This window comes from Thiocapsa sp., assembly GCF_018399035.1.
GTDB lineage: Bacteria > Pseudomonadota > Gammaproteobacteria > Chromatiales > Chromatiaceae > Thiocapsa.
In genome coordinates this window covers 965834-991248 of record NZ_CP073760.1, presented here as the reverse complement: position 1 = coordinate 991248, position 25415 = coordinate 965834, and the positions used below count along the sequence as shown (strand labels likewise).

At 65.0% G+C, this 25415-nt stretch carries 27 protein-coding genes, 1 tRNA gene and 1 pseudogene; 16 read left to right on the top strand and 13 right to left on the bottom strand.

The window, feature by feature from the left end:
* Window positions 1-171: 171 nt before the first annotated feature.
* The 6 genes from KFB96_RS04510 to soxB form a co-directional block, all read right to left on the bottom strand.
* Window positions 172-450 (bottom strand): type II toxin-antitoxin system YafQ family toxin, encoded by a 279-nt coding sequence (locus KFB96_RS04510; RefSeq protein WP_213459362.1) that lies wholly within the window; start codon window positions 448-450, stop codon window positions 172-174.
* Entirely contained in the window at window positions 447-716 is a 270-nt protein-coding gene (locus KFB96_RS04505) for a type II toxin-antitoxin system Phd/YefM family antitoxin (protein ID WP_213459359.1), read from the bottom strand. The genes KFB96_RS04510 and KFB96_RS04505 overlap by 4 nt, the downstream gene beginning before the upstream one ends.
* A gap of 53 nt (window positions 717-769) precedes the next feature.
* On the bottom strand, window positions 770-1921 hold the full coding sequence (locus tag KFB96_RS04500) for a cysteine desulfurase family protein (RefSeq protein WP_213459357.1): 1152 nt from the start codon (window positions 1919-1921) through the stop codon (window positions 770-772).
* A 215-nt stretch (window positions 1922-2136) separates the two neighbouring features.
* Entirely contained in the window at window positions 2137-3870 is a 1734-nt protein-coding gene (locus KFB96_RS04495; protein WP_213459355.1) for a cation acetate symporter, read from the bottom strand.
* Window positions 3867-4175 (bottom strand): DUF485 domain-containing protein, encoded by a 309-nt coding sequence (locus KFB96_RS04490; RefSeq protein ID WP_213459353.1) that lies wholly within the window; start codon window positions 4173-4175, stop codon window positions 3867-3869. The genes KFB96_RS04495 and KFB96_RS04490 overlap by 4 nt, the downstream gene beginning before the upstream one ends.
* A gap of 484 nt (window positions 4176-4659) precedes the next feature.
* Window positions 4660-6438 carry a thiosulfohydrolase SoxB gene (soxB, locus tag KFB96_RS04485; RefSeq protein WP_213459351.1) on the bottom strand — a complete coding sequence of 593 codons (1779 nt, stop codon included), beginning with the start codon at window positions 6436-6438 and terminating at the stop codon, window positions 4660-4662.
* Between the two features lie 337 nt (window positions 6439-6775).
* On the opposite strand from soxB, the gene soxX reads away from it, so the two are divergent.
* From soxX to KFB96_RS04460, 5 genes are all read left to right on the top strand, one after another.
* Complete coding sequence (soxX, locus tag KFB96_RS04480) at window positions 6776-7156, top strand: sulfur oxidation c-type cytochrome SoxX (RefSeq protein WP_213459349.1); 381 nt, start codon at window positions 6776-6778, stop codon at window positions 7154-7156.
* Between the two features lie 25 nt (window positions 7157-7181).
* A complete protein-coding gene (gene soxA / locus KFB96_RS04475; protein WP_213459347.1) occupies window positions 7182-8021 on the top strand; it encodes a sulfur oxidation c-type cytochrome SoxA in 840 nt (279 codons plus the stop codon).
* An 85-nt stretch (window positions 8022-8106) separates the two neighbouring features.
* A complete protein-coding gene (locus KFB96_RS04470) occupies window positions 8107-8658 on the top strand; it encodes a hypothetical protein (RefSeq protein WP_213459345.1) in 552 nt (183 codons plus the stop codon).
* A gap of 69 nt (window positions 8659-8727) precedes the next feature.
* Complete coding sequence (locus KFB96_RS04465) at window positions 8728-9402, top strand: rhodanese-like domain-containing protein (protein ID WP_213459343.1); 675 nt, start codon at window positions 8728-8730, stop codon at window positions 9400-9402.
* A 125-nt stretch (window positions 9403-9527) separates the two neighbouring features.
* Window positions 9528-9612: transfer RNA gene (locus KFB96_RS04460), tRNA-Leu, on the top strand.
* A gap of 138 nt (window positions 9613-9750) precedes the next feature.
* Here the strand turns inward: KFB96_RS04460 and KFB96_RS04455 are convergent.
* Window positions 9751-10467, bottom strand: a complete 717-nt coding sequence (locus KFB96_RS04455; protein ID WP_213459342.1) for a TVP38/TMEM64 family protein — start codon at window positions 10465-10467, stop codon at window positions 9751-9753.
* Window positions 10464-11330 (bottom strand): sterol desaturase family protein, encoded by an 867-nt coding sequence (locus KFB96_RS04450; protein ID WP_300971293.1) that lies wholly within the window; start codon window positions 11328-11330, stop codon window positions 10464-10466. Before KFB96_RS04450 ends, KFB96_RS04455 begins: the two co-directional genes overlap by 4 nt.
* An 81-nt stretch (window positions 11331-11411) precedes the next feature.
* On the opposite strand from KFB96_RS04450, the gene KFB96_RS04445 reads away from it, so the two are divergent.
* The 3 genes from KFB96_RS04445 to KFB96_RS04435 all read left to right on the top strand — a co-directional run bounded on the left by KFB96_RS04445 (window position 11412) and on the right by KFB96_RS04435 (window position 12564).
* The gene (locus tag KFB96_RS04445; RefSeq protein ID WP_213459340.1) at window positions 11412-11552 is read left to right on the top strand and encodes a hypothetical protein; all 141 of its coding nucleotides are present in this window, start codon (window positions 11412-11414) and stop codon (window positions 11550-11552) included.
* Between the two features lie 109 nt (window positions 11553-11661).
* Complete coding sequence (locus tag KFB96_RS04440; protein ID WP_213459338.1) at window positions 11662-12228, top strand: Uma2 family endonuclease; 567 nt, start codon at window positions 11662-11664, stop codon at window positions 12226-12228.
* Window positions 12229-12564, top strand: a complete 336-nt coding sequence (locus KFB96_RS04435) for a Uma2 family endonuclease (protein WP_300971291.1) — start codon at window positions 12229-12231, stop codon at window positions 12562-12564.
* A 126-nt stretch (window positions 12565-12690) separates the two neighbouring features.
* Here the strand turns inward: KFB96_RS04435 and KFB96_RS04430 are convergent, their stop codons facing one another.
* Entirely contained in the window at window positions 12691-13266 is a 576-nt protein-coding gene (locus tag KFB96_RS04430) for a TlpA disulfide reductase family protein (RefSeq protein WP_213459336.1), read from the bottom strand.
* Complete coding sequence (locus tag KFB96_RS04425) at window positions 13247-13861, bottom strand: hypothetical protein (protein WP_213459334.1); 615 nt, start codon at window positions 13859-13861, stop codon at window positions 13247-13249. The genes KFB96_RS04430 and KFB96_RS04425 overlap by 20 nt, the downstream gene beginning before the upstream one ends.
* 239 nt (window positions 13862-14100) lie before the next feature.
* On the opposite strand from KFB96_RS04425, the pseudogene KFB96_RS04420 reads away from it, so the two are divergent.
* Both KFB96_RS04420 and KFB96_RS04415 read left to right on the top strand, forming a co-directional pair.
* A pseudogene (locus KFB96_RS04420) lies at window positions 14101-14544 on the top strand (ArsR/SmtB family transcription factor); the annotation flags it as partial.
* Between the two features lie 54 nt (window positions 14545-14598).
* Window positions 14599-15450 carry a phosphodiester glycosidase family protein gene (locus tag KFB96_RS04415; protein WP_366931540.1) on the top strand — a complete coding sequence of 284 codons (852 nt, stop codon included), beginning with the start codon at window positions 14599-14601 and terminating at the stop codon, window positions 15448-15450.
* A gap of 184 nt (window positions 15451-15634) precedes the next feature.
* Here KFB96_RS04415 and KFB96_RS04410 read toward each other — a convergent pair whose 3' ends face one another.
* Together KFB96_RS04410 and KFB96_RS04405 are read right to left on the bottom strand one after the other, a co-directional pair.
* Window positions 15635-17503, bottom strand: a complete 1869-nt coding sequence (locus tag KFB96_RS04410; protein WP_213459332.1) for a serine hydrolase — start codon at window positions 17501-17503, stop codon at window positions 15635-15637.
* A gap of 148 nt (window positions 17504-17651) precedes the next feature.
* Window positions 17652-17945 (bottom strand): hypothetical protein, encoded by a 294-nt coding sequence (locus tag KFB96_RS04405; protein ID WP_213459330.1) that lies wholly within the window; start codon window positions 17943-17945, stop codon window positions 17652-17654.
* A 411-nt stretch (window positions 17946-18356) separates the two neighbouring features.
* Here KFB96_RS04405 and KFB96_RS04400 point away from each other — a divergent pair, with 411 nt between their 5' ends.
* Together KFB96_RS04400 and KFB96_RS04395 are read left to right on the top strand one after the other, a co-directional pair.
* Complete coding sequence (locus tag KFB96_RS04400; protein WP_213459328.1) at window positions 18357-20540, top strand: FAD-dependent oxidoreductase; 2184 nt, start codon at window positions 18357-18359, stop codon at window positions 20538-20540.
* Window positions 20541-20713: 173 nt separating this feature from the next.
* On the top strand, window positions 20714-21004 hold the full coding sequence (locus KFB96_RS04395) for a low-complexity protein (RefSeq protein ID WP_213459327.1): 291 nt from the start codon (window positions 20714-20716) through the stop codon (window positions 21002-21004).
* A 365-nt stretch (window positions 21005-21369) separates the two neighbouring features.
* Here KFB96_RS04395 and KFB96_RS04390 read toward each other — a convergent pair whose 3' ends face one another.
* Window positions 21370-22740 (bottom strand): sigma-54 dependent transcriptional regulator, encoded by a 1371-nt coding sequence (locus KFB96_RS04390; protein WP_213459326.1) that lies wholly within the window; start codon window positions 22738-22740, stop codon window positions 21370-21372.
* A gap of 153 nt (window positions 22741-22893) precedes the next feature.
* Here KFB96_RS04390 and KFB96_RS04385 point away from each other — a divergent pair, with 153 nt between their 5' ends.
* Genes KFB96_RS04385 through KFB96_RS04370 form a run of 4 tightly spaced genes read left to right on the top strand, consistent with a single transcriptional unit; the run spans window position 22894 to window position 25355 of the window.
* Complete coding sequence (locus KFB96_RS04385) at window positions 22894-23154, top strand: hypothetical protein (protein ID WP_213501751.1); 261 nt, start codon at window positions 22894-22896, stop codon at window positions 23152-23154.
* 28 nt (window positions 23155-23182) lie between these two features.
* Entirely contained in the window at window positions 23183-24001 is an 819-nt protein-coding gene (locus tag KFB96_RS04380; protein WP_213501749.1) for an FMN-binding glutamate synthase family protein, read from the top strand.
* On the top strand, window positions 23998-24555 hold the full coding sequence (locus tag KFB96_RS04375; protein ID WP_213459324.1) for a carboxymuconolactone decarboxylase family protein: 558 nt from the start codon (window positions 23998-24000) through the stop codon (window positions 24553-24555). The genes KFB96_RS04380 and KFB96_RS04375 overlap by 4 nt, the downstream gene beginning before the upstream one ends.
* A complete protein-coding gene (locus tag KFB96_RS04370; RefSeq protein WP_213459323.1) occupies window positions 24552-25355 on the top strand; it encodes a hypothetical protein in 804 nt (267 codons plus the stop codon). Before KFB96_RS04375 ends, KFB96_RS04370 begins: the two co-directional genes overlap by 4 nt.
* The last annotated feature ends 60 nt before the right edge of the window (window positions 25356-25415 follow it).

The following is a 25415-nucleotide window of genomic DNA, read 5'->3' as shown; positions in this document are numbered from 1 at the left end:
GATGACGCGTCGGTTCCATTGACGCGCCTGTTTCCGTGTCTCCGTGAGCGATTCCATGGCTGGTTGTGATTCGCGCCTTCGTGGCACGTGGCGCGGAGCCCCAGGGGGCGTGCGTGACACCGCATAGCGGGTCTCGGCCCAACGCTCAACGTCCTTGGCGGAGACAGATCTTCAACAATAGACCTCGTCGTGGGTGCCGATGTCGAGCAGGACGACCTCCTGCTCGGTCACCCTTAACAGCAAAGTGAGTCGGTACGCATAGGTCAGGCTGACAGCCTGTACTCCGGCCAGATTGCCGGAGAGTGGATGCAGCTTGAGCTTGGCTTGGAAGGGATCTCGGCTGAGATCGTCCAGGGTATCCCGCAAAGCGGGGCGCAGATCGGGATGCTTGCGAACAAACTTGCGTGTGCGACGCTCGAAGTGCTGGGTTGTGACCAGCGCGAAGCTCATGACTCGTCGCCGTCGAGCCCCTGCATCAACGCATCGGCATCCTCGTAGCGGTTTGTTCGGCCGGCCTCAAGATCTGCCAAAGACTCACGTAGGCGTTCTCTCGCCGCGTCACAGTAGGACTCCAACAGCTCAGCATAGGCCGCTTCACTGAGCACGACATAGCTCGGGCGGTTGTTCTTGATGATATGGACCGGGCCCTCGCGGAGTGCCTCGTCAACGGCGGAGATCCCACGGCGCTTGATGTCTTGAGCTGGAATGCTGTTCACGTTTGCTCCCGTACTGCTTTTGGTACTTAATTGAGCATAGGATTAGGTGCCAGTCAATCCTGCAAGTCACGAATCCGTGCGAGGGCCTGTCGTAGGGCGTCGGCGGCTTGGTCGATCTGTGCCTCGGTGTGGTCGCGACTGAAGCTGATACGCACCGCGCCGTACAAAGCACCCTCCTCGATTCCCATCGCACGCAGGACGTGAGAGGGCTCGATCGCGCCGGAGGAGCAGGCGGATCCGGAGCCGATCGCGATCTCCTCGGCGAGCTGATTGATGAGTGCGTCGCTCGGCACGCCCTCGAAGGAGAGGTTGATGATGTAGGGCGATGTCCGGGCCGGGTCGCCGTTGATGTGGAAGCGGAGATCCTCGCCGAGACCCTGCAGAAAACGCTGCTTCAGCCCGGTGACAAGCCGGAGATCCTGCTCGCGACGTGCCGCGGCACGGGTGAGCGCACTGCTCAGGCCCACGATCTGATGGGTCGCGAGTGTCCCGGGGCGCAGTCCGTATTCCTGGGCCCCGCCGTCCATCAGCGGTTGAAGCCGGACATGCCGGCGGTCGCGCACGACGAGGCAGCCGACGCCTTTCGGTCCGTAGAATTTGTGCGCGGAGAGCGACAGGAGGTCGATTGGCGTCTGCGTGAGGTCGATCGCGAATCTACCCGCGCCTTGCGCCGCATCGACATGCAACAGGACACCGGCCTCGGCGACCGCGGCGGCGACCTCGGCGATCGGCTGCATGACACCGGTTTCGTTGTTGGTGTGCATCAGCGAGACCATCAGGGTATCCGGGCGCAGGGCCGCGACGATGGACTCGGGCGTCACCCAGCCGCCGCGGCTCGGTTTCACGTAGGTGGTTTCCACGCCTTCGGACTCCAAAGCCCGACAGCAGGCGAGCACGGCTTTGTGCTCGATCGCGGAGGTGACCAGATGCTGCCCATGCGCGCGATACGCCAAGGCGATGCCGCGCAGCGCGAGGTTGTTCGCCTCGGTCGCGCCGGCCGTGAAGATGACCTCGTCGACGTCGCATCCGAGCTCCGCGGCGACCGCCGCGCGCGCGGCCTCGACATGTTGCGCTGCGGCTCGGCCTTGCGGGTGAGTTGTCGAGGAGGGATTGCCGGGGACGTTGCGCAGGACATCGATCATGTCCTCGATGACGTGCGGATCGACCGCGGTGGTTGCGGCGGTATCGAAGTAGAGCGGTTGCATGGTGTTTGGCTGATGGCGGGTTGGGTGTCGACATCGACGGGTCGCCGTTTGGGGCAGCCAAGTAAGCCTTAGGTGTGGTCGATACGCAAGGCGCCGGGTGTCCGTTGATCTGCCCTCGGCAAGTCAACGGACACCCGGCGCCTTGTGAACGACCCCCGCAGCGCGGGGAGGATGGGTTTCGCTTCGCTCTACCCATCCTACGTTTTCGTCGCGGCTTAGTGGCTTGCTGCGCCCTCTGCGCCGATGCCGGTTTCGCAACGGATCCGCTGGGCGGGATAGGCCGCTCGATCGATCTTGGCGCGCTCGGAGTTGTCGAGGACCGAGAAGAACCAGATGCAGAAGAAGGCGATCGGGATCGAGATGATCGCCGGGTTGTCGAGCGGAATCAGACCGATCGGAACCGCAACACCCTCTGCATTGACCGCCGTGAAGCCGAGCACGTCGCCCCATACCGCCTTGGAGACGACCGTGAGGCCGACCGCGCTGAAGAGCCCGGCGAAACCGCCGATCATCGCACCGCGCGTGGTCATCTTGCTCCAGAAGATCGAGGCCACCAGCACCGGGAAGTTGGCGCTCGCCGCGATCGCGAAGGCCAATCCGACCATGAAGGCGACGTTCTGGGATTCGAATGCGATGCCCAGACCGATCGCGAGCACGCCAAGGCCCAGCGTCGCGAAGCGCGAGACGCGGATCTCGGTCGTCTCGTTGCTGCGACCGCGCGCGATCACGTTGGCGTAGAGATCGTGCGAGATCGCCGATGCTCCGGCGAGGGTGAGACCTGCGACCACGGCGAGGATGGTCGCGAAGGCGACCGCCGAGATGAAGCCGAGGAAGAGGTTTCCGCCGACCGCTTCGGCCAGGTTGATGGCGACCATGTTGGTGCCGCCCAACAGGCCGCTAATCAACTGCTCCTTGATCACGGAGCCGTCTGCCGCAAGCGCCTCGGGCTTGAAGAACTGCGGGTTCTGCGACAACAGCACGATCGCTGCGAAGCCGATGATGAAGGTCAAGATGTAGAAATAGCCGATGAAGCCTGTGGCGTAGAAGACCGATTTACGGGCCTCTTTGGCATTCGGGACGGTGAAAAACCGCATGAGGATATGCGGCAGACCGGCGGTACCGAACATCAGGGCCAGACCCAGCGAGATGGCGTTGATCGGATCCTTGACCAAAGAGCCGGGGCCCATGATGGCGTCGCCTACCGGGCTGATTTCCACGGCCTGTCTAAACATCTCCTCGGGGGAGAAGTTGAAGACGGCGAGCGCGGCAATGGCCATGAAGGTCGCACCCGAGAGCAGCAAAACGGCCTTGATGATCTGCACCCAGGTCGTTGCGGTCATGCCGCCGAAGATGACGTAGGTCATCATCAGGAGCCCGACGGAAACGACGGCGACCCAGTACTCCAACCCGAACAGCAACTGAATCAGCTTGCCCGCACCGACCATCTGAGCGATCAGGTAGAAGGCGACCACGACCAAGGACGAGATGGCCGCCATGGTGCGGATCTTGGTCTGACCGAAGCGATACGAAGTCACGTCGGCGAAGGTGAACTTGCCGAGGTTGCGGATCTGCTCGGCCATGAGGAACATGATCACCGGCCAGCCGACGAGGAAGCCGATGGAGTAGATCAGTCCGTCGTAGCCGGTCGCGAAGACCAGGCCGGAGATACCCAGAAAGGAGGCTGCGGACATGAAGTCGCCGGCGATGGCCAAGCCGTTCTGCATGCCGGTAATGCCGCCACCGGCGGTATAGAAGTCACTCGCGGAGCGTGTCCGCTTGGATGCCCAATAGGTGATGCCCAGGGTCGCGCCGACAAAGATGCCGAACATCACGATGGCCGTGACGTTCACGCTGCTCTGAACGACGGTGCCCGTCAAGGCAGGCGCGGCAGCGATTCCGAAGGGGACCATGAGGGCAGCAAACACGCCCCAAATTCCGAGACGTGTCATTCGAAATCCTCCTGGATCTCTTTGGTGAGACGATCGAACTGCCCGTTCGCACGGGCCACGTAGATGCCGGTGAGGATGAAGGCACTCAAGATGATCAGGATGCCCACCGGCATGCCGACGGTCATGGTCCAGCCTTCGGCCACCGGAATGGCCAGCCACGCCGGCTCGAAGGCGATGACAAGGATGAATCCGTAATAGATGATCAGGATGGCTGCGGTCAGGCTCCAAGCAAAGCGCTTGCGCGCGCCGATCAGCTCCTGATAACGCGGATGTGCCGTGATGGCATCGACCGTGTGTTGCTTCATAAGGGTACCTTTGGAGGCGGTTGTTTTTGATCGTCCGATGCACGCAGGAAGAGACACCATCGATCGGTGTCTAAAAAAAGGCACATGGGATCCGGACCTACGGCACCCGGGAGGTCTCGGCGGACAGGGGCGCAGTCTCCCCGATGGGATGACGCGATCAGGCGATCGGCGGTGTCGGAGAACGCGCGATTGTGTTGGTCGGGCGGTACTGCGTCAATGATCCATGCATTCTTTCTATCTATCCGAAGAATTGTTTAATCCGAAGGTGCTGCGCGGGGGTTCGTTTTGTCACGTTGCAGCAACTCCGTTCACACCGAGCCCAAAATGACAACGACCACGCCTGGAAAGGGCATGCTCTCGTCGAGCCATTTGACTGGGGGATCGGGTGGACGGCGGGGGTGGCCCGCGACGGACACCCGAACGGGGCGATCCGCCGCGGGTCGGGGCGGGGTCGGACGGCGTCCAGCCGCCGACCCCGCAGCGTTCACATAAAGGGGTAATCCGCGATGCCCGGATTGCCGGTCACGTTCTTGAGCTTCGGCGTGTTCAGCTTCTCGATCTTCACGGTCTTGATGTCGCGCAGATAGGTCGCGACCGTCTCCCAGATCGGCTCGCCCGGCGACTGGCTGCCGACCGTTGCCCAGCCGGCGACCACGTAGGTCTTGTCGGCCTCGATCTTGGTGCCGTCGTCGAGTGCCATGTCAAGGATGCGATCGCCCATCGAAGCGGTCGGATCGCAGACATAGTCCAACCCGCCGAGGCGGACCATGTCACCGCCCTGCTGGACGTAGGGGTCCGGATTGAAGAGGTTGTCGCACACGTCTTCGAGGATCAGCTTGATCTCCGCACCGGTCATCTCGCGCCGGTAGGTCTCCGGGTAGGTGATGCAGGTCTGATCCATGACGTTGTCCATGGTGATCTTCTGACCCGGCAGCACGGTCGTGCCCCATCGGAAGCCCGGCGAGAGGCTGATCTGGGCGTCGTTGACCTTGCGCAGCGCGTCGCAGATGACCTGATCGAAGGTGCCGTTGAAGTTGCCGCGACGAAACAGCGTCTCCTCCGCGGTCGCCAGTTCTTCTTCGAGCTGGGCCTTGTAGGGTGCGCGCACTCCGGTGATGTACTCGACCATTTCGGCATTCGGGGCCAGCAGGTTGGAGAACACCGGCAGCAGACGATAGCGGAAATCCTGCAGCTTGCCGTCCTTCACCTCCATGTCCATCACGCCGAGGAATTTGCCGTTGGAGCCTGCGTTGGTGACGAGCGTCTTACCCGAGGCGTTCTCGACGATGGTCGGTGCCGGCATCCCGTCGTGGGTATGACCGCCGAAGATGACGTCGATGCCGGTGACGCGCGAGGCCATCTTCAGATCCACGTCCATGCCGTTGTGCGAGAGCACGACCACCAGGTCCGGCTTCTCCTCCTCGCGCACCCGATCGACGACATCCTGCATCGAGCTGTCGTCGATGCCGAAGGTCCAGTCCGGCATGAAGCGCTGCGGGTTGGCAATCGGGGTGTAAGGGAATGCCTGACCGACCACCGCGACCTTCACGCCGCCGACCTCTTTGATGGTGTAGGGCTTGAAGGCGCGCCCGAGGTCTTCGTCGAAGCCGGGGAAGTCCGCGAAGCGGTAGTCGAAGAGCGCTTCTTCGCGGACCTTGACGTTCTGAGCGACGAAGTCGCCTTTGAATTCGCCGACGTTCTTGATGACCTCCTCGTCGAGATAGGTGAACTCCCAGTGACCGGTCATGACGTCGACGCCGAGCAGGTTGGTGGCGCCGACCATGTCCATGCCGCGGGTCCAGTAGGCCGTCCCCGAGCCCTGCCAAGTGTCTCCGCCGTCCAGCAGCAAGCTGTTGCCGTCGCCGCGCTCGGCGCGGACGCGATCCACCAGCGTCTTGAGATGGGCGAAGCCGCCGACCGCGCCGTATTGCTCCGCACCGGCGTCGAAATCGAGGAAGGTGAGAGCATGCGCCTCGATCCCGCCCGGATCGACACCGAAGTGCTTTAAAAACGCCTCGCCCACCACGTGCGGAGCCTTTCCGAAGGCCGGCCCGATGCCGAGGTTGACGCTCGGCTCGCGGAAATAGACCGGATTCAATTGCGCGTGTGTGTCGGTGATGTGCAGGAGGGTGACATTGCCGAACTTCGGGACCTCGTACAGATCGGCCGGCATCCGCTTTGCCGCGAAGGCCGACGCGGGGAACATCCCGGCGGCACCGGCGATGCCCATGAGTCGCATGAATTCACGTCTTGAAAGTGACATTGTTTTTGAGTCCTCCGTTTGGCTGCAAGTGCGCCCCCTGCCGCTGGGGCCGGCGGCGTGGTGAATCCCGACTAGTATGCCCGGTCATGGGTCTCGAATGCCATCGCCGAGCCCGCTTCGCGTCAGATTGACGTCTCTGGATATTCTCGTCTTACACCGCACTTCGGGCGTCGGACATTTTCAATTCGACGTGTTAGGATTCGTCCGACAGAACATCGCGGCGTCACCGAACGACCGCGGGATGACCGCGCGACGACGCGGAGATCAGACAAGAAAACAGGCTGCGGAGCAACTCCGAGCCATGTCGTTACAGCAGAGACCTTAGGAGGCTACACACATGCTGTCCCTACGCCCGATCCGAGCGAGCGCGATTGCTCTTGGTCTTGGATTATCCACACTTGCCGTCATCGCCGCGGCGGCCGACATGCCTGAACTGGACCTCAACGGAGATCCTGCAGCAGGCAAGGTCATTGCCGAGGACCGCGGCAAAGGCAACTGTCTCGCCTGTCATATGATCGTCGGCGCCGAGAGCCCCGGAGCCATCGGACCGGCCTTGATCGCCATGCAAACCCGCTACCCGAGCAAGGAAGCCCTCGCTCGCCAGATCTGGGATGCGACCGTCAAGGCGCCCGAAGCCGCCATGCCGCCGTTCGGCAAGCACGAGATCTTGACCGACCAGGAATTCGCGGATGTCGTCGAATACGTCTGGACACTCTAGAGCGACCTTCGGAGGCAAATCAATAATGTCAAAGCTATTGCTGTCGTTCACCGCTGTCGGCCTCGCGTGCTCGCTCGCTGCCCCGGCGCTCGCCTCGACACCCGAGGAAGACAAGGCGATCTTCCAAGCCTACTTCACCGAGCGGTTCCCATCCGTGCCCCTTCAGGACTTCGCCAACGGTGTCTACTCCATTGACCCGGTCGGACGCGAAAACTGGGATGCGATCGAGGAATTCCCGCCCTACGAGAATGCACTCAGTGCCGGTGAGGAGATGTGGAACACGCCGTTCGCCAACGGCAAGACCTACGCGGACTGCTTCCCGGATGGTCCGGCGATCGCCGGCAATTATCCCTACTGGGACAAGGACCGCGGAATGGTCATCACCTTGCCGCTTGTCATCAACGAGTGCCTCGAGGCCAATGGCGAAAAGCCGCTCGATTACGCGAAGGGGCCGATGGCGGACATCACCGCCTACATGGCCTTCGAATCCCGCGGCCAGGTGACGAATGTGGAGATTCCCGCGGACGACCCGCGCGCGCTCGCGGCCTACCAGGCCGGCAAGGAGTTCTACTTCGCACGGCGCGGGCAGTTCAATTTCTCCTGCAGTCATTGCCACTTCGGCAACTCGGGCACGACGCTGCGCACCGAGATGCTGGGCCCGGCATTCGGCCAAACCACACACTGGCCGGTCTATCGCTCGAAGTGGGGCGAGATGGGCACCCTGCACCGGCGCTACAAAGGCTGCAATGAGCAGGTGCGCTCGGCACCTTTCCCGCTGCAAGGCGAGGAGTATCGTAACCTTGAGTATTTCATGACCTACATGAGCAACGGCTTGGAGCTCAATGGCCCTGGTTCACGCAAATAACCGACACCAATAACGCCGCAACAGGCACGGGGAGCGCCCCCGCGGCGCGCCCCCTCGGAGAGCGCACGAGAGGAGTTCCAACACGATGTCGATTCGCAGTGTAGTCAGAATGATCTTCATCGGCGGCCTGTTGGTCGCCGTTCCGGTCACCAGTGCATGGGCGACCCATAGATCCGAAGCCGAGCAGGCGATCGAAGAGGCCAAAGCGGCACACGCCCTCGCCGAAACTGCAGGCGTCGCGTCTGCCGATACCGCGGCCATGATCAAAGAGGCCGAGTCGATCATGCCCGAGCGCCAGTTCACGAAGGCGCGCGAGCTGGCCATCAAGGCGATGAAACAAGACACCTTCGCGGCCGAGCAGGCCCAAGGCGCGACTGTCGACACCGACGCCGCGAAACAAGCCGAAGAGGCCATCGCCGCAGCCGAGGCCGCGCGCAAGAAGGCAAGCTCGGTCCGGGGCGAGTGGCGCGACACCGGGAAGCTCATCAAGGATGCGCAGGAGCTCGCCAATTCCGGCGATTTCGCCGCTGCAACGGCCCTCGCAAAGAAGGCACAGCGTCAGGGTGAGATGGGCTACGAGCAAGCCATACGGGAGCAAGGGGCGACCTTCCCGACGTACGTGAAGAAACCGCAGTGACGGGATGAGCGGGTCGCATCAGACCCGTGACGGCCGACCCTTTTCAAATCGGATTCAAGGAGACCATCGATGCTGAAAAAGACCACCACAGCAACGCTTTTGATCGTTCTTGCAAGCGTCCTGCCCGGCACCCTACTCGCTGCCGACAACCGGATCTCGGCAACCATCGAGAGCATGGATGTCGTTCACAACGGCCAGACCGTTACCATTCAACGCGGTCACGACCGCGACGCGACCCTTCCCGCGATGTTCCAAAAGACCGATCGCGGATGCCCCCCGTTCTGCGTGCAGCCGATCGTCGCCCTCCCCGGCGTCGGCACCATCGGTGAACTGGAGGTTCTGGACTACCTGAACCGCAAGTCCAAGGGCGACAACAGCATCCTCGTCGTCGACTCGCGCACCCCCGACTGGGCCATGCGCGGGACCGTCCCCGGCGCGATGAATATTCCTTGGAACAAGATCAGCTCGGATGCCGCCGGAACCTTCGAAACACCCGAGCAAGCCGAAGAGCTCCGACAGATCCTCGCAGACGAGTTCGACGGCCGCTTCGACGCCGAGACGAACAGTTGGGATTTCGCCAACGCCAAGACCCTCGTCCTCTTCTGCAACGGCATCTGGTGCGGGCAGTCCACCGACAACATCAAGACTTTGGTAGGTCTCGGCTACCCGGTGCATAAGCTCAAGTGGTACCGCGGCGGTATGCAGGACTGGGTCAGTGTCGGTCTGACGACCGTGAAGCCCTGATCGGTATCGCCGTTCGATCCGCAAGGCGGCGAACGGCGGTACAACGCGAAAGGCGCCTTCGGGCGCCTTTCGCCGTTGCGTCCAAAGTTAACCTTCTTCTCGGATCCGCAGTAGAATAGCGGCGCGCGCGGGTGGCGGAACTGGTAGACGCACTGGATTTAGGTTCCAGCGGAGCAATCCGTGGGGGTTCGAGTCCCCCCTCGCGCACCAATAATATCAATGGCTTGGATCGTCCTGATCCGCGCGCTTTCGGCGATGCGAGTAAACCCGCGTATCCATATCCCGCGCGGCTTCGTCCGCATCCAGCCTGACCACTGCAATCCCGAGGCGGGAGACGTGCGCCACGAATTACTCCTGTCGCGGCGTTGTGGTGTCCGAGGAGACAGGCGTCTGTGCGGGCGATGGAGGGTCCTGAGTCGGTCGACCCCGCAGTCGGATCACCAGACGCGGCAGGAAGGCAACCGCCGCGACCAGCCCGAGCGCAATCAGACCGGTTTGAATGAGCCCTTCCCCGCCGCCTGCAGCTTCACGCCCGGCAAAGCCGATCCAGGTGAAGGCCAGAGTCGCGGGCACCATGCAGACGGCGGTCGCGAGGACATAGTGCAGGAACGGGATGCGGGTGAGCCCCAGCGCATAGTTGAGCAGGTTGAAGGGGAAGAGCGGTACCAGACGGGTGAAGGCGACGAAACGCCAACCTTCGGCTTCCACGCCCTCGATCAGTCGATTCGCACGTCCACCGACGCGCCGCCGGACCCAATCGGCGACCAGATACCGCGAGACGAGGAAGGCCAACGCCGCGCCCAGCGAGGCGCCGATGAGATTGAAAAGGGTGCCCCACAGCGGACCGAACAAGGCGCCGCCCGCCAGCGTCAGGACCGAGCCGGGGAGAAAGAGGACCGCAGCGAGGGCGTAGACCAGAATAAAGGTCAGTGGCCCCGCCGGTCCTGCCGAGGCGACCCAGGCCAGAATCGCCGCGGGATCGAGCTGCTCGCGGTACAGCAGCGCGACGGCGATGACGCCGCCGAGCGCCGACAGGACGAGCAGGCGCGCGAGCTGTTTGCTCATGGCCGCGTATCCGGCGGTTGATCCTCCCAGCGGCGCCGATTGATTGCATAATCGGTCACCGGTCCGATGAAGGGCAGCACCAGCATCCCGTCGAGCCGATCGACCCGGCGCGGATCGCGGTGGTCGCGGATCCCGATGGTCATGCCTTCGTGACCGGCCCGCGGCTGATCACGGTAGGTGCCGAGCAGGCGATCCCACCAGGACAGGTTGAAGCCGAAGTTGGAGTTGGTCTCGTCGTCCTCGATCGAGTGATGGACACGGTGCATGTCGGGTGTCACCACGAACCAACGCAAGACGCGGTCGACCCCGAGCGGGAGACGCACGTTGGCATGATTGAACATGGCCATGCCGTTGAGGATGACCTCGAAGAGGATGACGGCGACGACCGGCGGGCCGAGTGCCGCGATGGTCGCGAACTTGATCAGCATCGACAGCACGATCTCGATCGGGTGGAAGCGCGCGCCGGTAGTCAGGTCGTAGTCCAGGTCGGCATGATGGACCCGGTGCAGCCGCCACAGCGCGGGCACGGCATGGAACAGCACGTGCTGCACCCAGATGACGAAGTCGAGCACGACGACGGCAATGAGCACCGCGAGCCAGCCCGGCAGCGCGATCGCGTTGAGCAGCCCCCACCCCTGCGCACTCGTGAAGAGTGCCATCCCGACCGCCGCGGCGGGAAACAGGATGCGCAGCACGACCGTATTCAAGACAACCAGCCCCAGGTTGCTGGTCCAGCGTTGCAGTCGGGTCAGTGTCCGGGCGCGGCGTGGGGCGCGCACTTCCCAAATCGCCATGAGCGCGAAGATGCCGAAGAAAAACACAAGGCGGATCGTCGCCTCGTGGGTCTGGATAAAGCTGTCCAAGGGGTGTGCCTCCGACTGCCGGGATGGCCTGGTGAGACCGATACTGGCAGATCGTCAGCCCATCATCCACCGATGCGTTGAATGTTCGGTGCGCGGCTCGAATACACCCTGGGCTACCCGAATCTGGAGGTCGAAAGCGCGCTCAACGACAGCCTGGTCAAGGCGCTGGTCGGGCAGCCCGGCCAGGTCAGCGAGCCGGCGAGCCGGCTGCAGCGGTTCTGAAATCCGCCGGGGCCGATCCCATCCAAAAACATCGCATACCGCACTGGGCGCGGTTTAAGCTGGATCCCGCGATCGAAACCCTCACCGACTGACTTGCGAGCAACATCTGATGGAAGCGCAACGATTTCTCACCATCGACGACCTGCTGGCCTGGCCCGGCGACGAGCACGTTGAGCTGATCGACGGCGAGATCGTGCAGCGGCCGATGAGTCGTTTCGAGCATGGCCAGGTGCAGACCGCGCTGATTGGCCAATCATTCCCGCTCGTCATGCAACGGCAACCCGGCGGTTGGTGGATCGTCCCCGAGATCAGTGTCCGTTACAACGAGCACCATTGTCCCAGCCACGACCTGGCCGGCTGGCGCAAGGAGCGGCTGCCGGAGCGCCCTTCCGGCGTCATCACCGTGCTGCCGGACTGGGTCTGCGAGATCCTCTCCCCTGGCCACGAGCGCAAGGACACGGTCACGCACTTCCTGCGGCTGCAGCGTGCCGGGGTTCCCTTCTATTGGATTGTCGCTCCCGAGGACCGGGCGCTGATCGCCTATGCCCTGGATGCCGGCGGATATCGTGCCGTGTTCACGGCCGAAGGCCCGGACGAGATCGCGGCCAAGGCGCGCATCCCGCCGTTCGAAGCGATCGAGATCGACTTGGGCCTGCTGTTCGGCGACCTGGCATGAATGGTGATCTGCGGCGAGCGCCGGTTCCACGACGGCCGGCGCGACCTGGTCACCAATCCGACCCTGATCGTCGAGGTCTTATCGGACTCCACCGAGGCCGACGACCGCAGCGACAAATTCCGACACTATAGAAGCATCCAAAGCCTGCAGGCCTATCTGCTGCTGTCGCAGTATCGGATGCAGGCGGAGCTGCTCCTCCGCCAGCCGGACGGGACCTGGAGTCTGAGCAGCGACCAGCATCCGTCGGAATCCATCCCGCTGCGCGTCGTCGAGGCCGAGCTGTCGCTGTCCGGTGCCTACGACCAGGTGGAGCTGTCGAGGTCGCCGTCTTTATAATCCTTGAGATTTGTCGTCCGTCCGCGGATCGACATTCCAAGATCGACCTGTCTATCGCGACGCGCCATCCCGACCGCCGTCATTCGTCAGCCTCGGGCTCGAACCTATTGACATCGCGGGACGCCGTCAAGGCTTCGGAAGATGAGGCAATAACTGCTCCACGGCCGCCGCATCGTCGAACTCGGTCCCGCCCACGGCTCGGATGATCACCCGGCCTTCCGGGTCGACCACGTAGCTGGTGGGAAGACCCTTCACGCCCCAGTCCTGCGCAGCGCTGGAATCGATGTCGAGCAGGAGCGGAAAGGTCGGCGCCGGATCCAACTGACCCGTGAACGCGAAGACGGTGTCCATGTCCTCTCCGACGTCCACGGCGAGTACCGTCAGACCGCGCTCCTTGAACTGCTGATACAACCGCTCCATGGACGGCATCTCGCGACGGCACGGCGGGCACCAGGTCGCCCAGAAGTTCACCAGGACCAGCCGGCCTTTGAGGTCGGCGAGATCGTGCTCGACCCCGTCGATATCCTCCAGGCGCAGCGGCGGCGCCGGAGCGGGATCCTCGATCACCGTGAGCCGGTGGCTCAGGGGCGGTAGATCGGCGGCACCGCCAGCGCCGACGGCTCCGACGGTGCCGATGCAGAGGAGCAGGGCCGGCAAAACCGACCGGCCTGCGGGGATCCGGTCAATCGGTGCAACGAACATCGTCGAGTCTCCCCTCGTAGGTTTGGTCCGCGATCGTCCAGCGGGCGATCAGATCGAAGCGACTGCCGGGCGGCAGCCCCGTGGCCAACATGCCTTGATTCCACTCCCCTGGCGCGTAGGCTTGCTCGGCGGGGAATTGCGCCCATCGGAAGGCGAGACGCGCCGCATCGGGCACGCCGCGCGCAGCCCATTGCGCCGACCAGTCGTCCAGCGGCGGAAGGAGCCGGACCTCATCGTTGTGTCGGACCTCCCAGTCGGACAGGCGAAAGTCGAGCTCGCCCGGCGCCGTGTCGTTGCGCAGCACGGTCATATAGACGCAGGCCCCGGCAAAGACATCCGCATCGGCCAGCTCGAAGCCGCGTGCGACGTAGAAGGCGCGGACTTGGTCGGGCAGGAGTTGGGTGAGCGAGATGCTCACGCCGTGGGCTTGGGTCGCGTAAGTGGCCGCACCTGTTTCCGGATCGATGCGGACGGGCTCCGCGCTGATCGCAGGGGCGCCCATGACAGCGACGAAGGCGGCGGCCGCCGCGGCGTAACGGACGGACAGGCGGCAGGAATGCGTGCCGTTCGGACCGGTTTGAAGGATGAATCGCACAGGCTAATGCTCTCCGTAGTCGAGCCGATCGGCCCGGTGTGGCTGCGGCGCATCCCGGCGGTCTGCCCGGAGTCGGGTCCGCCGGCGGGACGGTCTGCGGTGGGCTGAAAGAAGCCGGCGCCTCGAAACCTCGGAGCCGTCTATCGCCCCCAGCGGCCGACCGGAACCTATACTGACCGCTCGCCGGACCTCGAACAACCCCGCCGTCGCGCCTTCATCTGCATCGGAGCACGTTGGACATGCCCAAAGCCTGCATCCCGCATCGGGCCTCCAATCCACCCCTCGGTCCGGCCCCCGAGGGGGCCCCCAAACAGGCCCTGTTCGAGCATCTCGCGCTCATCGCCCGCGGTCTCGCGAGTGCCGCACGCTTGGAGCTGCTGGATGTCCTGGCGCAGGGCGAGCGCAACGTCGAGGATCTTGCCCGTACCGCAGGTCTCTCGATCGCCAATACCTCCAAGCATCTGCAGCAGGGGCATGTCGTGGGTGCACTGAACGTCCCGCTCGATCAGTTGGAAAGCCGGCTGAGCGAGCTCCCGGAAGATCGCGAGGTCGTGGCCTACTGCCGAGGTCCCTGGTGCGTGCTGTCCTGCGAAGCCGTGGCGCGCTTGCGCGCAGCGCGGTTTCAGGCGAGGCGACTCCGGGACGCTCTGCCCGAGTGGCGACGGGCCGGATTGCCGGTCGACGGGGTTGATGTGGACCACAGGGCACCGGTGTCGGGGACCCCATCGGCGTCCCCGATGAGGACGACGATCCGACGAGAGCGAGCTGGTCGCGTGCGGAGGTCCTTCAGCCCGCGTCAAGCGTCCCCGGGCCTATTGCTCTGGGTCCTTCTGCTGCTCGCCGCGAACGCGCTCGCCGCCGACTGGATGCCCACCGGGGAGTCGGAGCGACAGGACGTCACCGTCGACCTCGCCTACGCCAAGCACACCGCGGTGCGCCCGTCCGACGGCAAACAGGTCACCGCACACCTCGCCTTCTTCACCTCGCGGGCGTTCCGCTTGGAGGTCATCGATCTTGGGTCCGGTACCGAACCGGCTCACCCGACGCTGGAGGCGGCCTTCCGCGCCGAGGGCTGTGTTGCTGGGGTCAACGGCGGCTTCTTCCATCCGGATTGGCAACCAGCAGGGCTCGTGATGTCCAAAGGAGAGCGGATCAACCGCTTCGAGACGGCGAAACTCCTGAGCGGCGTGATCTACAGCGACGAGCGCGGCATCCACCTCGTCCGGCGTGGCCGATTCCAAGATCACCCGGGCATCACCGCCTTATTGCAGAGCGGACCCTATCTCGTGGAAAACGCACGCCCGGTGCGGGGCCTGTCCGCCTCCGATCCGCGGCGCCGCACCTTCGTCGCCACGGATTGGCGCGGACACTGGGTCATCGGTGCGACCCCGAGCAGTCTCACCCTCGCCGAGCTCGGTGCCATCCTTGCGTCCCCGGACGCCCTGACGCCGTGGCGGGTCGATCGCGCCATCAACCTCGACGGCGGATCCTCGACCGGATTCTTCTTCGACCGCGGCGCCGACCGGGCTCCCGTGACCCTGCAACCCTGGAAACGTGTGAGGAACCTGCTCGGAATCTGCCCGCGTTGAACCGTGACGAGCGAGCCGGATCCGACCGTTCAGCGGATGCAGAACCCGGAAAGCGATATCGACTCCGGTCGCCGCCTACGGTTTTCTGCCCGACGCATGCAGGATCCGGCGAGATCAAAACGCGGCGGGATCAGGTCAGGCCCGGCTCGATGCTCCCCGGGAAACAGCGTGATCCTCTTCCGACTCATGCACCCCCGCCCATGCCCGGAGCCGCCGTTGTTCTGCGTCCGATCAGCCCCGAGAAACGCAGCCGCTCCTCGCCGGCCGCATCGCGCACCATCCGCAGGGTCTCGCCGCGGGTCCGTCCGAGCCCGAGGATGATCGCCTCGTTCTCGGAGACCGCCCGCAGAGGCACCTGAATCGCCGCGGCGGTGAGATACGGCATGCGGTAGCTGAAGCACAGATGGCCTTCGCGCAGCTTGAGCTCGACATCGACAATCGGAAAACCGGGATCGGCGTTGAGGATCGCGTAGGTGCCGACACGCGCACCCCAGGACGGGCTCGTCTCGGGTGCAGGCGCCTTCTCCCCGAGCAGCATCTCGCGATCGCCGCGTCGCGCGATCACCACGTCGCGCCCGTCACGCTGTTGGGTCTGAAACTGCATGTCGGCGAGCGGGCGAAAGGCGGGGGGCAAGGTCTCGACACTGTCCGGCGCGATCCCGAACCAGCCCTCGGGCAGCGGCACGAGTCCGAAGGTATCGCCCGAGAGGCAGGCGCAGAGGGTGGCTTGCTCGGGTCGAAAGGCGATCAGGCCCAGATCGGTGGCATAGTCGCCTTCGAGTGCCATGACGGGCGCCGGCCCCGGCGAGCGCTCGGCCGGCGCCAGGAACAGCTGCGCGGAGACCGGCTGAGGCGCGGCGCTCAACACGCGGCTCAGGGTCTCCTCGGCCAACCGTTTGATCACGCTGCGCGCACCGTCGGCATTGGCCAACACGGCAATGCCCAAACCCTCCTCGGGCAAGAGGATGCACTCGCCCGCGAATCCGGGCGTGGTGGCGCCGTGGCGGAGCACGCGCCCGCAACTCGGGATCGTGTCCTGCTCGAGAAACCAGCCCAAGCCGTTGAAGATCTCCATGTCCAGGAGGTTGTCCGGGTTCTGGACCTCGGACATCGCCTCCACCGTGCTCGGGGCGAGGATCTGGTGACCCTCGAGCACTCCGCCGCCGAGCAGCGCACACATCAGACGACTCAGGTCGGCAGCGGAGGTCTCGATGCCGTGGGCCGGCAGATCGCGCACCGGCAAGAGCGTGATCGGCGCGCCCTCGCGGTATCCGCGGGCGCTCGCGGGCGAGGCCCGCGCGAGGAAGCGGGTGTCGGTCATGCGCAGCGGGCCGAACACATGGGCGTCCATATAGCGCTCGAAGGGCTGACCCGAAACCGTTTCGACGAGATGGCCCAGAAGACTGTAGCCGAGGTTGGAATAGGAGAAGACCAGCTCGGGCGCAAAGGCGGCGTACTCCTCGCGCAGTGACTCGACGACGCGCGTAAAGGGCTCGTCCGTCCACATCCCCTTGGTCAGGTCGGTCGGCAGACCGCTGTGGTGGCAGAGCAGACTTCGAACACTCACGGGCGCGTTCGGGCCGTCGATGCGCGTGCGTACGGAAAACCCCTCGAGATAGGCCGACAGGGGCTGATCCAGATCGATCCGCCCGGACTCGACCAGCTGCATGACGGCAACGGCGGTGAGGGGCTTGGCCAGCGAGCCGGCGCGGTAGCGGGTCGCGGCGGTGGCGGCGATTCCGGCCTCGACATCGGCCAGACCGTAGCCTTCGGCCCAGAGGACCCGATCGGTGTTGACCAGCGCCAGACTGAGTGCCGGGATCTTGAAACGGGCCTGCGCCTGGATGATTTGCGGCGTCAAGGCATCACGGATGGCGCGCACGTGCGCGTTCGTATCGGGTGCGAGTGCGGTTGCAGAGGCAGAGGCAGGCGGGTCCGCGCGAGGCGCTGCGCCGGATCGTGTCGAAGCGGACCAGCTCAACCCGGACGAGCCCGCCAACACGGCGGCGAGAAAGCGTCGACGATCGATCGGCGTGAATCTCGATTCACTCATGCAAAAGCACCCTCGCGTCGTCGACGCGGTTCGGAGCCAATGTTCGTCATGCAGCGGCGACACCGATGGCGACCCCGGGATTGCCGTCGCTCGCCCCGCGGGGCCGCGGTGCGGCCCCATGATTTGAAGATTTCCCTCGGTTCGGGGTCTAGTAGGTCAGATCCCCGGTGGGTCCGAAGTTCCCGTAGATATCGGGACGTGGGCCGTGGTTCTTGTCGTCCTGCACCGGACTGAAGAGCTCCGAGTTGCCGTCGGCAAGCCCATGATACAGATCGAAGCTGTCGCCGACGCCGGGTTGGATCCCGACCGCCGGGACCGATTCGCGGGAGTGTGCGAAGAGATCCGGATTGCCGTCGGCGAGACCCTGGTAGACGGAATCGGCGGCGATATTGGCGGCGAACAGCGTCACGGCGAATGCGAGGGCGGATTTCGTGATGGTCATGGTCGTACTCCTGATTGGATGGGTTCGGATCGTCGTGCTTGCAGCGACCTATCGTCGTTGCTTGACAGTGATAAAGCAGACGCCGTGCCAGCTTTCGAGAACCCGAAATTTCCCTTTCCAAAACAGCATTTAAGGATCTTCCAAGAGACCGGATCTGCAGATCTCACACCCGATCCGGTTGAACGAAGCATGACGGGCATTCAATGTTTCGTGACATCGAATCGTGGCATCGGACTCGGGATCGTGACTCGGTCGTGATCGGGCGGTTTTCTGATCCGAGCACGCGCGTGATGATGGTGATGAAAGAAACCGCCATCGAGCGTTCTCTCGGGAAGAGACGGAATGATCAACGCCCGACCGAGCACCCGGTCCCTCAAACACCCATCAGACCCGTGATCCCGGAGAACACCCATGAAGAAGATCGTCCTGTTGCTGGTCATCGTGGTGGCGGTCGGGGCCTTTTTCGCCTTCGGCCTGGACCGCTACCTGACCCTCGATGCTCTGAAGACAAGTCAAGAGGGCTTCGACGCCTGGTATGCGGCGCACCCTGCATTGGTCATCGGTGCCTTCTTCGCGGGCTATGTCGCGGTGACCGCCTTGTCGCTGCCGGGGGCCGCCATCATGACCATCGCCGCCGGCGCACTCTTCGGCTTGGGAGTGGGCACCCTGATCGTCTCCTTCGCGTCCAGCATCGGCGCGACTTTAGCCTTTCTCGTGTCGCGGTTTCTGCTTCGCGATGCCGTGCAGCGACGCTTCGGCGCGCGTCTGGCTACGCTCGATAAGGGCATCGAAAAGGACGGGGCTTTTTACCTGTTCACCCTGCGGCTGGTGCCCGTCTTTCCCTTCTTCGTGATCAACCTGCTGATGGGGTTGACGCCGATCAAGACAGTCACCTTCTACTGGGTGAGTCAGGTCGGCATGCTTGCCGGGACCCTGGTCTATGTGAATGCCGGCACCCAGCTGGCCCGGCTCGATAGCCTGTCGGGGATCCTCTCCCCCGCCCTGCTCGGCTCCTTTGCGCTGCTCGGCGTCTTCCCGCTGCTGGCCAAATGGGTGGTCGAGAAGATCAGGGCGCGACGGGTCTATGCCGGCTGGCCGAGACCGCGTCGCTTCGATCGCAATCTGGTGGTGATCGGTGCCGGCTCGGGCGGTCTGGTGAGTGCCTATATCGCCGCAGCGGTGAAGGCGAAGGTCACGCTGATCGAAGGCGATCGGATGGGCGGGGATTGTCTCAACACCGGCTGCGTCCCCTCCAAGGCGCTGATCCGCAGTGCGCGCTTTCTCCGCCGGGTCCGCCGGGCGGAGCGTCTCGGCGTCGTCGGGGCGAGCGCCGAGGTCGACTTCGCGCGGATCATGGGGCGCGTGCATCGGGTGATCGCCGAGGTGGAGCCCCACGACTCGGTGGAGCGCTATACCGCGCTGGGCGTCGAGGTAATCCAGGGTCGCGCGCGGATCGTCTCGCCCTGGAGCGTGGAGATCGACACGCCCACGGGTGCGCGGACCCTGACCAGTCGCGCGATCGTGATCGCCACCGGCGCCGCCCCGATCGTCCCCGACCTTCCCGGTCTTGATCGGGTGCGTTATGTCACCTCCGAGGACCTCTGGTCCGTCACCGAGAAGCCGGAGCGACTCGTCGTCCTCGGCGGCGGACCGATCGGCTGCGAGCTCGCTCAGGCTTTCGCCGGCATCGGCTGCCGGGTGACCCAGGTCGCGCGCTCGGGCATCCTGCCCAAAGAGGACGAGGACACCATCGCGCTGATCGAGGCGGCCTTGCGCGAGGACGGGGTGCGCCTGCTGACCCACACCCGGACCCTGCGCTGCGAGGTGGTGGACGGAGAGCAGCGCCTGGTGATCACCTCCGGGCCGGGCGTGCATCCGGTGGGCGCGCATCCGGATCAGAGCTCCGGCGGCGCGGAGGAAGCGCTTCCCTTCGATCTCCTGCTCTGCGCGATCGGGCGACGCGCGCGAGTGACCGGCTTCGGGCTGGAGGCCTTGGGCATTCCGCTCACCGCGGCCGGCACGATCGAGACCAACGCCTCTCTGCAGACCCGCTATCCGAACATCCTGGCCTGCGGCGACGTGGTCGGCCCTCATCAGTTCACCCATGTCGCCGCTCATCAAGCCTGGTACGCGGCCGTCAACGGCTTATTCGGCGGCATCAAGCGCTTCAAGGTGGATGATCGCGTGATCCCGCGCGTCACCTTCACCGACCCGGAGGTCGCACAGGTCGGCTTGACCGAACGCCAGGCCCAAGCCCGAGGCATCGCCTACGAGGTCACCCGCTACGGACTCGATGACCTCGACCGCGCCATCACCGAGAGCGCCGCCCACGGCTTCGTGAAGGTGCTCACCCCGCCCGGCAAGGACCGCATCCTCGGTGCCTGCATCGTCGGCGAGCACGCCGGCGAGCTGCTCGCCGAGCTCACCCTGGCCATGAAGCATGGTCTCGGACTGGAGCGCATCCTCGGCACCATCCATCCCTACCCGACCTGGAGCGAGGCGGCCAAGTATGCCGCCGGGAACTGGAAACGCGCGCATGCGCCGCAAACCGCGCTGGTCTGGCTGGCGCGTTTTCATACCTGGCGACGAGGATGAAAGAACCGAGCCTTCTCCCGGGTCTTTAGCGGTGATGGCCGAGCAGCGGGTTCGCGACTCCGAGACGGCTCGCAGGCGACGCGCCCCGACCATCAGAAGAAACACAACCGGGGATGCGGTACTCAGAGACCACACCCCGAACACCGGCCTTAAACCCATTTAGGATTGAAATCATGACCAAGAAGACGATCATCCCCGCTGCAGCCCTCGTCGGTGCTGCCCTTGTCGGCAGCCTCGGTGCCATCGGCCTCGCGCAGGCCGCCGGCAACCCCTTCGCCGCCCAGTCTCTCGATGCCGGCTATATGCTGCTCGCCGAAGCGGGCACCGAGGGCAAGTGCGGCGAAGGCAAGTGCGGCGCCGACAAGGAGAAGGAAGGTAAGTGCGGCGAAGGCAAATGCGGCGCCGACAAGGAGAAGGAAGGCAAGTGCGGCGAGGGTAAGTGCGGCTCCGAGAAGGCGGGATAAGGGCGATGTCGGGACGCCGCCGGAGTCCGCGAGTGGACGCCGCGGCGCCTCGGCAGCGCTTGAATCAGACAAGGCGGATCGCGCTTGCGCGATCCACCGGGTGCGTTGATGCCGAGTTCTGCAACCGCTCAACCCGAACCTCGGTGACGATCTCAGATTGTCCGGATTTCCAGATACCTACGCGCCGCGCTCAGCTCGGCTAGTGCAGCACGGCAGATGTATCGAGACCGTTCGTTGTCGTTGTCGTTTTCGTAATCGACCATCGATGCGACGACGATTACGAAAACGACAACGACAACGACAACGACAACGACAGCGACAGCGACAAGGATCTCGGACGGTCTCGGAATCTCTGCGCTGCTCCACTAGGGCATCCGCAGCCCATACTTCTCGATCTTGCGATCCAGCGCCGGGCGGGAGATGCCGAGGATCTCGCAGGTCTTGCCCTTGTGTCCGCCGGTATGGTCCAAGACCCGTTGGACATGCTCGGCCTCCACCGCGTCGAGTGTTCGCAGCACCTGGCTCTCGGGCGGCTTGCCCGGCACACCGGTCTCGAACGCGCCTGGAGCGGTCGTGGGTTCAGCGTCGAGCTCGAGCAGATCGGCCGTGATCAGACCGGTGCGCGCCTGCACCATGGCTTGCGTCAAGCGGTTCTCCAACTCCCGCACGTTGCCGGGCCAGTCGTGGCGGCTCAGTTGCGCCAAGGCCGTCTCGGCGATGCGCGGTCGCGCTTGGCCCAGACGCGCGGCGATGCGCGTCAGCAGACCTTCGACCAGCAGCGGGATGTCGTCGCGCCGTTCGCGCAGCGGCGGCATATGAATCTGTATGACCTTGAGCCGATAGGCCAGGTCTTCGCGAAATCGCCCGGCCGCGGCCTCGGCCATGAGATCCCGGTTGGTCGCGGCGACCACGCGGGCGTCGGTCGCGATCGTCTCGGTGCCGCCGACGCGTTGGAAGACGCGCTCCTGCAGGGCGCGCAGCAGTTTGGCCTGCAGGGTCGGGGCGAGCTCGCCGATCTCGTCGAGAAACAGGGTCCCCGCGCTCGCCTGCTCGAACTTGCCGACCTTGCGTGACTGTGCGCCGGTGAAGGACCCCTTCTCGTGACCGAACAGCTCGCTCTCGAGCAGGGTCTCGACGATCGCCGCACAGTTGACGGCCACGAAGGGGCCGGTTCGACCGCTGTGCTGGTGGATCAGGCGCGCCACCACCTCCTTGCCGGTGCCGGATTCGCCGCTGATGAGCACGGTGGCGGAGCTGCGGGCGCTCAAGGCAATGCTTTTGCTCACCGCCAGCATGGCATCGCTGCGCCCGATCAGGTCGCGCGCCGGACCCGGCCCGGCCTCCAGGCGCGCCGGCGCCTGCTCGGCGGCCTTGCGTTGGCGCAGCAACCGCTCGACCGTCTGCTGCAGCTCGGCGATCTTGATCGGCTTGTGCACGAAGTCCGCGGCACCGCGCTGGATCGCCTCGATCGCCAGCTCCAGGTCGTGCCGGCCGGTCATCATGATCAGGGGCAGATCCGGGTGCGCCTTCAGCAGCGACGCGATCAGGTCGCTCCCCTGCCCGTCCGGCAGCTGTTGATCCAACAGCACCAGGTCGACAGGCGCCGCCTGCACGCGCTCGAGGCCCGAGCGACAGGACTGCGCGACCTCGACCGCGAAGCCGGCATCCTCGAAATGCATCGCCAGCATCTGGCCCAAGGCCGGATCGTCTTCGATGATGAGCAGTTGTCGGGGCATCGCGGTCGAGGGCCGTCTCCGGGGTGAAGGTCAGGGTACGGGCGCCCGCGCCGGCGTGCAAGAGATCACCTGCGCGCCGGGTCTTGTGGATATGGGAAGGCCCGATGCGCCTGATTCGGCGGCGGTCGCCAGGCATCCGAGAGAGCACGATCGATGAACTGCCGAGATTTCCGTCGTCGACTCCTGGTCGACCCCGCGCGCGAGGATGCCGAGGATGCTCGACATGCGGCCCGCTGCCCGGCCTGCGCCGCCGAGCGCGCACGTGCACGCGCGTTCGAAGACAGGCTGCGCACCCTCTTGGCCGAAGAGGTCGAGACGCACCCGGTGCCATCCGCCGGGCGTTCCGAGCGGCCACGACGGCTCCGCATGATTCCCGGGCGCTCGCCGCAACCGCGCTGCTCGCGTTCGGCCTGATCGCTTGGCTCGGCGAGTTCTTTCGCCAATGCCGCAACCGGTGACCCTGGGATCCGGGGCGCGCACGCCCTACACCACCGCCTCGCTGATCAACATCTCGGCGATGAGCTATGGGGCGATCTCGCGACCGGCCATCGTCGCCATGGGCGCCGGGGCCGCGCAGGCGGGCTGCTGGCTCAATACCGGCGAAGGCGGACTCTCGCCTTATCACCTGGCGAGCGGGGCGGATCTGGTGTTTCAGATCGGCACCGCCAAGAACGGCGTTCGCGACCTTCGGGGCAACCTCTGCGATACGCAGCTGCGCGCCGTCGCCGCGCACCCGCAGGTCCGGATGTTCGAGATCAAGTTGAGCCAAGGCGCGAAACCCGGCAAGGGCGGCATCCTGCCGGGCTCCAAGGTCACCCCGGAGATCGCCGCCATCCGCGGGGTTCCGATCGGTGTGGATGCCATCAGCCCGAACCGTCATCTGGACGTCGGCAACACCGAAGAGCTGCTGGATCTCATTCATCGGGTCCGCGAGGTGACCGGCAAACCGGTCGGCTTCAAGGTGGTCATCGGGGCCTACGGTTGGCTCGACGAGCTGTGCGCCTCCGGCAAGCTGATTACCCCGGCGGATGTCGCTTGGGCCTTGTGCATCGGCGCGGACTTCGTCTGCTCGGCGCGCGGCTTCATGTTCGCGCTGGGCTGCATCCAGGCGCTCAAATGCAACAAGAACACCTGTCCGACCGGGATCACGACGCACAACCCCAAGCTGCAGAAGGCCCTGCACCCGCCGACCAAGGCCGCGCGGGTCGCGGCCTATGTGAAGAACAGCATCACGACAACCACCCACGGAGACACCGCATGACCGATTTCCCGAATCACGATCGCCATAGCGCACCCGCCGCCGCACTGCCTTCGTTCGACGCCGCCGAAGGCAAGTTCGGCATGATCCCCAACCTGGCCCGCAAGATGGCGAGCGCGCCTGCCCTGCTGGAGGCGTATCTGCAGGTGGGCGCACTCTTCGACACCACCTCGCTGACCCCGCAGGAGCGCCAAGTCGTCCTGCTCACGGTCAGCCGCGAGAACGGCTGCGGCTATTGCATGGGCGCCCACAGCGTGCTGGCCGACATGAGCAAGGTCCCCGAGGCGGTCACCGCCGCGATTCGCGAGGACGGGCCTATCCCGGACCCGCGGCTCGCCGCATTGAATCGCTTCACACGGGTCCTGGTCGAACAGCGCGGTTGGGTGCCCGAGGAGGAGCTACGGGCCTTTCTCGACGCGGGCTTCGACCGGCAACAGGTCCTGGAGGTGGTGCTCGGCGTCGGCATGAAAACCCTGTCGAACTATACCAATCACATCGCCGGGACGACCTTGGACGAGGCTTTTGCCCATCGGGCTTGGGAGCCACCGAACGCGTGAGCACACCGACACCGCGACCGATCCAGGCGTTCGGGCCGGAGGCCGAGGACGTATCCTCCGCGTTGCGCGACGTGCTCCGTTTGCCGCCGTCGAGCCTGCGCATCGAGGTCGACGACGCGACGGGAGCCGGGGTCGTCTGCGTGCCGGTCAGCTATCGGGCCTGCTGGGAGGACGGGTTCGGCGCACGGGGCTGGAAGCTCGATGCCGACCTCGCGGCCCCGGAGATCATCGCCAGCACCCGTGAAACCGGCGGCGTCCTGCCGACCTCGGTGCTCGTTCACGACACCTTGGATCATCTAATCAGCGGATTCGCGCCCAGCGGACACCGCGCCGAGGCGATGGCCTTGGACCGGCTCGCCCTGCGCACCGGAGCCGACCCCACGCCGGACGATCGCCAGATGATCCGCGAGGATCTGCTGGCCGGGCATGTCCTCGGCGAGTCCGCGGCAAGCTTCATCGGGAAGGCGCTGCGCCGGCACTGCTCGGCGGACATCGACCTGGACGACGATCGGCAGGTGATGGCCGATCTGAGACGGCGTCTGGGTGAAGACGCACTCACCGAGGCGTTGCTCGCGCGGTTCAAAGTGCTCGGCGCGACGGGCCGAGCGCACGCGCTGGCGAGCTGGAGGCGACTCGGGCTCGACCCCGAGCGCAGCGGACCGCTGGGGCTGGCGATGCAAGCGGTGCTCGAGCGCATCGACCGGGCGGTCGAGCAGCGCGGCGTCCCGGCGCTGCACGGGGAATTCCGGCTTTGCGGGGACGCCTGCCGTTGGTCTGCCGACCCGCACCGCTTAGACTGACCGGACTTCGACCCGATGCGGGGACGCATAACCCGATGGACGATTCCGGTTTTAACCTCA

Coding starts and splice junctions, on each gene's coding strand:
- KFB96_RS04510 (WP_213459362.1), bottom strand. CDS start 450: ATGAGCTTCGCGCTGGTCACAACCCAGCACTTCGAGCGTCGCACACGC.
- KFB96_RS04500 (WP_213459357.1), bottom strand. CDS start 1,921: ATGCAACCGCTCTACTTCGATACCGCCGCAACCACCGCGGTCGATCCG.
- KFB96_RS04495 (WP_213459355.1), bottom strand. CDS start 3,870: ATGACACGTCTCGGAATTTGGGGCGTGTTTGCTGCCCTCATGGTCCCC.
- KFB96_RS04490 (WP_213459353.1), bottom strand. CDS start 4,175: ATGAAGCAACACACGGTCGATGCCATCACGGCACATCCGCGTTATCAG.
- soxB (WP_213459351.1), bottom strand. CDS start 6,438: ATGTCACTTTCAAGACGTGAATTCATGCGACTCATGGGCATCGCCGGT.
- soxX (WP_213459349.1), top strand. CDS start 6,776: ATGCTGTCCCTACGCCCGATCCGAGCGAGCGCGATTGCTCTTGGTCTT.
- soxA (WP_213459347.1), top strand. CDS start 7,182: ATGTCAAAGCTATTGCTGTCGTTCACCGCTGTCGGCCTCGCGTGCTCG.
- KFB96_RS04470 (WP_213459345.1), top strand. CDS start 8,107: ATGTCGATTCGCAGTGTAGTCAGAATGATCTTCATCGGCGGCCTGTTG.
- KFB96_RS04465 (WP_213459343.1), top strand. CDS start 8,728: ATGCTGAAAAAGACCACCACAGCAACGCTTTTGATCGTTCTTGCAAGC.
- KFB96_RS04455 (WP_213459342.1), bottom strand. CDS start 10,467: ATGAGCAAACAGCTCGCGCGCCTGCTCGTCCTGTCGGCGCTCGGCGGC.
- KFB96_RS04445 (WP_213459340.1), top strand. CDS start 11,412: ATGTTCGGTGCGCGGCTCGAATACACCCTGGGCTACCCGAATCTGGAG.
- KFB96_RS04440 (WP_213459338.1), top strand. CDS start 11,662: ATGGAAGCGCAACGATTTCTCACCATCGACGACCTGCTGGCCTGGCCC.
- KFB96_RS04435 (WP_300971291.1), top strand. CDS start 12,229: ATGGTGATCTGCGGCGAGCGCCGGTTCCACGACGGCCGGCGCGACCTG.
- KFB96_RS04430 (WP_213459336.1), bottom strand. CDS start 13,266: ATGTTCGTTGCACCGATTGACCGGATCCCCGCAGGCCGGTCGGTTTTG.
- KFB96_RS04415 (WP_366931540.1), top strand. CDS start 14,599: ATGAGGACGACGATCCGACGAGAGCGAGCTGGTCGCGTGCGGAGGTCC.
- KFB96_RS04410 (WP_213459332.1), bottom strand. CDS start 17,503: ATGAGTGAATCGAGATTCACGCCGATCGATCGTCGACGCTTTCTCGCC.
- KFB96_RS04405 (WP_213459330.1), bottom strand. CDS start 17,945: ATGACCATCACGAAATCCGCCCTCGCATTCGCCGTGACGCTGTTCGCC.
- KFB96_RS04400 (WP_213459328.1), top strand. CDS start 18,357: ATGAAGAAGATCGTCCTGTTGCTGGTCATCGTGGTGGCGGTCGGGGCC.
- KFB96_RS04395 (WP_213459327.1), top strand. CDS start 20,714: ATGACCAAGAAGACGATCATCCCCGCTGCAGCCCTCGTCGGTGCTGCC.
- KFB96_RS04390 (WP_213459326.1), bottom strand. CDS start 22,740: ATGCCCCGACAACTGCTCATCATCGAAGACGATCCGGCCTTGGGCCAG.
- KFB96_RS04385 (WP_213501751.1), top strand. CDS start 22,894: ATGAACTGCCGAGATTTCCGTCGTCGACTCCTGGTCGACCCCGCGCGC.
- KFB96_RS04380 (WP_213501749.1), top strand. CDS start 23,183: ATGCCGCAACCGGTGACCCTGGGATCCGGGGCGCGCACGCCCTACACC.
- KFB96_RS04375 (WP_213459324.1), top strand. CDS start 23,998: ATGACCGATTTCCCGAATCACGATCGCCATAGCGCACCCGCCGCCGCA.